Origin of the sequence: Gordonia sputi NBRC 100414, from assembly GCF_000248055.1 — a bacterium.
Lineage (GTDB): Bacteria > Actinomycetota > Actinomycetes > Mycobacteriales > Mycobacteriaceae > Gordonia > Gordonia sputi.
In genome coordinates this window covers 1-1,440 of sequence record NZ_BAFC01000029.1, presented here as the reverse complement: position 1 = coordinate 1,440, position 1,440 = coordinate 1, and the positions used below count along the sequence as shown (strand labels likewise).

Genomic DNA, 1,440 nt, shown 5'->3' with positions numbered 1-1,440 from the left:
ATCTCGTGACCACTCGGGATCGCGGTCTCGCGCCGATCGAGGCCGTGTCGCCACGGCCGTCGGAGATCCCGTTGTCGTTCGCGCAGTCGCGGATGTGGTTCATCAACCAGTTCGAACCCGGAACCGCCACCTACAACATCCCGGCGCTCCTGCGACTTCGCGGGAAGCTCGATCTCGTCGCGCTGCGCCGCGCTGTGGAAGATGTGGTCGCTCGTCACGAGGTGTTGCGGACGACGTTCCCCGCGGTTGACGGAACCCCGGTGCAGGTGATCCACCCGGCGCACCGCGTCGCGGCCGAACTCGACTGGGCCGTCGTCTCGGACGAACAGGCGCTCGCCGACGCCGTGAGCACCGGATTCGATGTCACCGAATCATTGCCGCTGAGGGTGCGCGTGGCACCGGTGGGACCCGACGAGCACATCGTTGCCCTCGTCGCCCATCACATCGCGGCGGACGGTGAGTCGATGCGTCCGCTCGTGGCTGATCTGGTCACGGCGTATCTCGCACGTTCGGCGGACGCGGCGCCCGAATTCGTCCCGCTGGCAGTGCAATTCGCCGACTACTCGATCTGGCAGCACAAGGTCCTCGGCGATCCCGCAGATCCCGAGTCGGTGGTCGGGCGACAGCTCGCGCACTGGGTCGCGGAGCTCGCAGGCCTCCCCGACGTCATCGATCTGCCGACGGACCGTCCACGCCCGCGCATCGCCACTCATCGCGGTGCTCGCATGCAGGTGGCCATTCCCGCGGAGATCGCGGATCGAATCGCTGCGACAGCGGCCGAACGTGGCGTCACCTCGTTCATGGTTGTCCACGCCGCGCTGTCGGTACTGCTCGCGCGCCTGTCGGGAAGCGCCGACATCGCCGTCGCGACGCCGGTTGCCGGGCGCGGACACGCAGTGCTCGATCCGCTCATCGGGATGTTCGTCAACACTCTCATCCTGCGCAGCGAGGTCGACCTCGCCGAGTCGTTCGTCGATCTGCTCGACCGGATTCGGGTGACCGACCTCGATGCCTTCACCCACGCGGACGTTCCGTTCGAGACCATCGTCGACGCGCTGGATCCGGTGCGCTCCGAGGCATTCGCGCCGCTGGCTCAGGTCATGCTCTCGATGGAGGCGGGCGCGGTCGAAGACCCCACGGTTCGTGTCGACGAGCTCGAGGTCGAGCCGGTCGAGGTCCCAAGTGTCCCAGCGCAACTCGACCTCGCGCTCACGGTGACGACCGCGCCGTCGGGCGATGACTGGCAGTGCTCGATCGTCTATGCCACCGACCTGTTCGACGACGGGACCATCTCGACGTTCGCCGACCGCTACCTCGCGTTGTTGGCCGGTCTGACGTCGGCCCCGGCAGACGCTGTCGGCGACACGACGTTGATCTCGCCTGCCGAAACGGCTGCCGTCCTGTCTGCCGCGACCGGGCCGACCACGGAGCCGATCGTCG

General features: G+C 67.7%; 1 protein-coding gene. It reads left to right on the top strand.

The genetic code is table 11. From position 1 onward, the window contains the following. Positions 1-1,440: condensation domain-containing protein (locus GOSPT_RS04750; protein WP_005203532.1), on the top strand; the 1,440-nt coding region annotated here is incomplete at both ends.